Annotated in this window: 4 protein-coding genes and 1 pseudogene; 3 read left to right on the plus strand and 2 right to left on the minus strand. The window is 51.2% G+C overall.

What is annotated here, in order from left to right; translation table 11 throughout:
• Positions 1–188 precede the first annotated feature (188 nt).
• The 3 genes and pseudogenes from BUC32_RS19890 (at position 189) to BUC32_RS19895 (ending at position 1,972) form a co-directional block, all read left to right on the plus strand.
• Complete coding sequence (locus BUC32_RS19890) at positions 189–788, plus strand: DMT family transporter (RefSeq protein ID WP_073257350.1); 600 nt, start codon at positions 189–191, stop codon at positions 786–788.
• An 84-nt stretch (positions 789–872) separates the two neighbouring features.
• Positions 873–980, plus strand: a pseudogene (locus BUC32_RS21105) (tyrosine-type recombinase/integrase); the annotation flags it as partial.
• A 155-nt stretch (positions 981–1,135) separates the two neighbouring features.
• Positions 1,136–1,972, plus strand: a complete 837-nt coding sequence (locus BUC32_RS19895) for a c-type cytochrome (protein ID WP_139280817.1) — start codon at positions 1,136–1,138, stop codon at positions 1,970–1,972.
• A gap of 75 nt (positions 1,973–2,047) precedes the next feature.
• Here BUC32_RS19895 and BUC32_RS19900 read toward each other — a convergent pair whose 3' ends face one another.
• On the minus strand, positions 2,048–2,563 hold the full coding sequence (locus BUC32_RS19900; RefSeq protein ID WP_073257356.1) for a site-specific integrase: 516 nt from the start codon (positions 2,561–2,563) through the stop codon (positions 2,048–2,050).
• Entirely contained in the window at positions 2,550–2,795 is a 246-nt protein-coding gene (locus BUC32_RS21110) for a hypothetical protein (protein WP_073257359.1), read from the minus strand. The genes BUC32_RS19900 and BUC32_RS21110 overlap by 14 nt, the downstream gene beginning before the upstream one ends.
• Positions 2,796–2,971 lie beyond the last annotated feature (176 nt).

The raw sequence follows: 2,971 nt of genomic DNA on the forward strand, positions 1-2,971 counted from the left end.
TACCGCCCTCCGGCTCCGGAAACCATCATACCAATGGAACTCAGGCCGATCATGCACTAACAACCAACTTGGACCCGTCAGATAGGGCTGCTCACAACAACAGCTTGAAGATGACTGAACGAGCGCGCATCACTTCTTTCCTGTTGCGGTAATTCTTGTTTGATCCGTCAAGTATCTTGTGGGTCGGAATGAGTGACGTGCTCATGTCTCCGTTTTGGACGGTTGGTGCAGTGTTCTTCCTTAAGGAAGCTGTAAGTTGGCGTCGTTGGAGTTCGATCGCAATTGGGTTTTTTGGCGTTATGCTTGTCGTTCAACCCGGCGCAGAAAACTTAGGCTACACCGTTGGTTGGGCGGTGCTGTCATTGGTAGCCTTTTCTGTACGTGACCTCGTGACCCGACTAACCCCACCTGACATAGCTTCAGCGTGCCTAGCTACCTACACAATGGTTGTCGCGCTTCCCTTCGCGATTGCATGGGTTTTTCTTAATGGAGAGAGGTTTTTCCCAGAAAATGTCAATTGGGTTATCGTCACCTTCATGGTTGCTCTAGGCTCATTAGGATATCTCTTGCTCATCGCGTCACTGCGAATAGGCGAACTTTCGGCCGTTATGCCGTTCAGATACTCTCGTATCGTATTCCTTCTGGTTCTGGGTGTTTTGGTGTTTGGCGAACGACCAAACGCTTCAATGCTGACCGGCGCGGCATTGGTCATTGCCTCTGGTGTTTATATAATGTGGCGCGAACAGATTTTGAAACAGCGCCTTAACCAGAAGAAGATCGATGCTTGAACCTTAATTGTTCAACTGGAAAAACCGGGCAGTTTGATGAGTAACAACAGCAACCCTGTCAGTGAAACAAAACTTATGTGCGCCGGTGTGCGCTTATTGGCGGAACTTGCTGGTCATAGCCACATATCGACAACACAGCGCTACATTGACGTCAACGAGGATCAGCTTAGTCAGGCTGTTGAGTTGCTTTGAGTAGCCAACAGGGACCTTCCTTCAATCTGCGACGATAGCCCCGTTTGCTACACCATTGGCACCCCTGAAAACTCCTTGGAGTTTGAGCAGTTCAATCATATTGTCGGGAGATGCGACATTTTGACATAGTCAGATTTTCCCGAGGAGGCCACTTGATGTACAAACTGATCTCAGCAATCGCGGTTTCAACCATAGCCACATTCGCAAACGCGGAAGTGTCGGTGCAACGAGGCGAATACCTTGTCAGAGGACCAGCGGGCTGCGGAAACTGCCATACGCCTCAAACACCTGCTGGGCCTGATATGTCTAATGAGTTGGGCGGGTTCATGGTAGATAAGAACCCGGCCTTTGAAGCCTGGGCCGTAAACATCACGCCCGGTGGGCGCGTTGCAGATTGGAGTGACGAGGAACTTGCGAGGGCAATTCGAGAAGGCATTAGGCCCGATGGTTCGGTGATAGGGCCACCGATGCCCATCGGATTGTACCGAGACCTTTCCGATGACGATCTCTATTCGATTGTCGCCTTCCTGCGCACGATACCTGCAAGCAGTATCGAAACGCCGTTCTCAACTTACAACATCCCTCTTCCACCTGCATACGGCCCTCCATTAACTAGTGTTACGGCACCGTCTCAGGCTGTCACTGTCGAATACGGAGCATACTTGGCTGGTCCGGTTGCACACTGCATCGAGTGCCATACCCCGATGGGAGAAAAGGGTCCCATGTTTGATACTCACCTTGGAGCTGGGGGATTTGAGTTTCACGGTCCGTGGGGCACATCTGTTTCACCAAATCTGACAACTCATGCCGATGGTCTGACTGCCTATTCTGACGAAGAACTCAAACAAATGATAACCGAAGGGGTTCGTCCCGATGGTTCGAGGATGTTGCCGCCAATGGGCTATCATCATTATGCGGCCATGACAGAAGGTGATCTGGATGCGGTCATCCTTTATTTGCGTCAGTTGCCTCCGCTTCCAAATCACCGATGAGTTTGTTTGCACCGTAGTCATTCCAGCATCATGCAGCTTGTGGTTGGACCGAACCCGAATTGACCAGTGGACGGTTCACAAGCTGGAATGGCTCGAACCTTTTTGAGCCGCATATTCCTCGGCAGACAATTCATACCGCTTGCCGGTGAACATGTCCTTCTTCATGCGCGGGGTAAGGTGGCTGTAGTGCCGTTCAATCATGCCAATCGACGTGCCCATCTGCTTGGTTAGCGCATGAATATCCATGCCGTCGTTCACCAAAGCGAAGGTCGCGTAGGTGTGACGCAGGCTGTAAAGCGTACGGTCTTGCCCAGTCTTGGGACACTTGAGCAGCTCCGCGTCTTTGAGGAATGCCTTGAAGGTTTGGCGTAGATGCTCAGTCACCGATCCATCCGGCAAGCAAAACACGGGCAAATCCAGCTTCCGCTTGAGCATGTCGTAGAAATCGATGTCCTTGATCGCGTCTGTGCGTGAATGAATACGCTTAAGGTATCCGATGGTGCCTGCGCGACCGATAGCTTCATGCGGCTTGGTTTTGCCGTGCAGGTAGAACTCCACGTACTCAAGATCGTTTTCCTTAAAGAGCCACATCCTCGAAACGCTTGGTGACAACAGTTAGGTCGTGTTTGGCTCTGAACCTGTAATCTAGATATTGCTCACGAGCGACGGTTTTGGCTTCTTCCAAGTCTCGCTTGCCGGTGCTGATCCGTATCCAGTGCTCGTCGATCTTGAATGTGGCCTGCCAGCGCTTGCTGTTGGGGCGCTTGTAGACTTTCACCTCACCGTCCAACAGCACATGCGTATTTGGATTTAGTGTGGCCATGCCTACTCCTTGATCGCTTCATCACACAGTAAGTTCATGCGTTGGTGATGTCATTCGAAAAGCGAGAAAGCATAGGGTGGAGTGTCCGTCGGCAGAGTTTTTGGGCCCAAGAGCGGCCTAAACTAAGAGAGTGTTTGGCTCATCTTGTTGATGGTATTATGCGGCGTGTTTGCGAT

It is taken from the genome of Shimia gijangensis (assembly GCF_900142085.1).
GTDB classification, from domain to species: domain Bacteria; phylum Pseudomonadota; class Alphaproteobacteria; order Rhodobacterales; family Rhodobacteraceae; genus Shimia; species Shimia gijangensis.

Bases quoted from the DNA above. Each gene is read 5' to 3' on its own strand.
- BUC32_RS19900 (WP_073257356.1), bottom strand. From the start codon at position 2,563: ATGTGGCTCTTTAAGGAAAACGATCTTGAGTACGTGGAGTTCTACCTG.
- BUC32_RS21110 (WP_073257359.1), bottom strand. From the start codon at position 2,795: ATGGCCACACTAAATCCAAATACGCATGTGCTGTTGGACGGTGAGGTG.
- BUC32_RS19895 (WP_139280817.1), top strand. From the start codon at position 1,136: ATGTACAAACTGATCTCAGCAATCGCGGTTTCAACCATAGCCACATTC.
- BUC32_RS19890 (WP_073257350.1), top strand. From the start codon at position 189: ATGAGTGACGTGCTCATGTCTCCGTTTTGGACGGTTGGTGCAGTGTTC.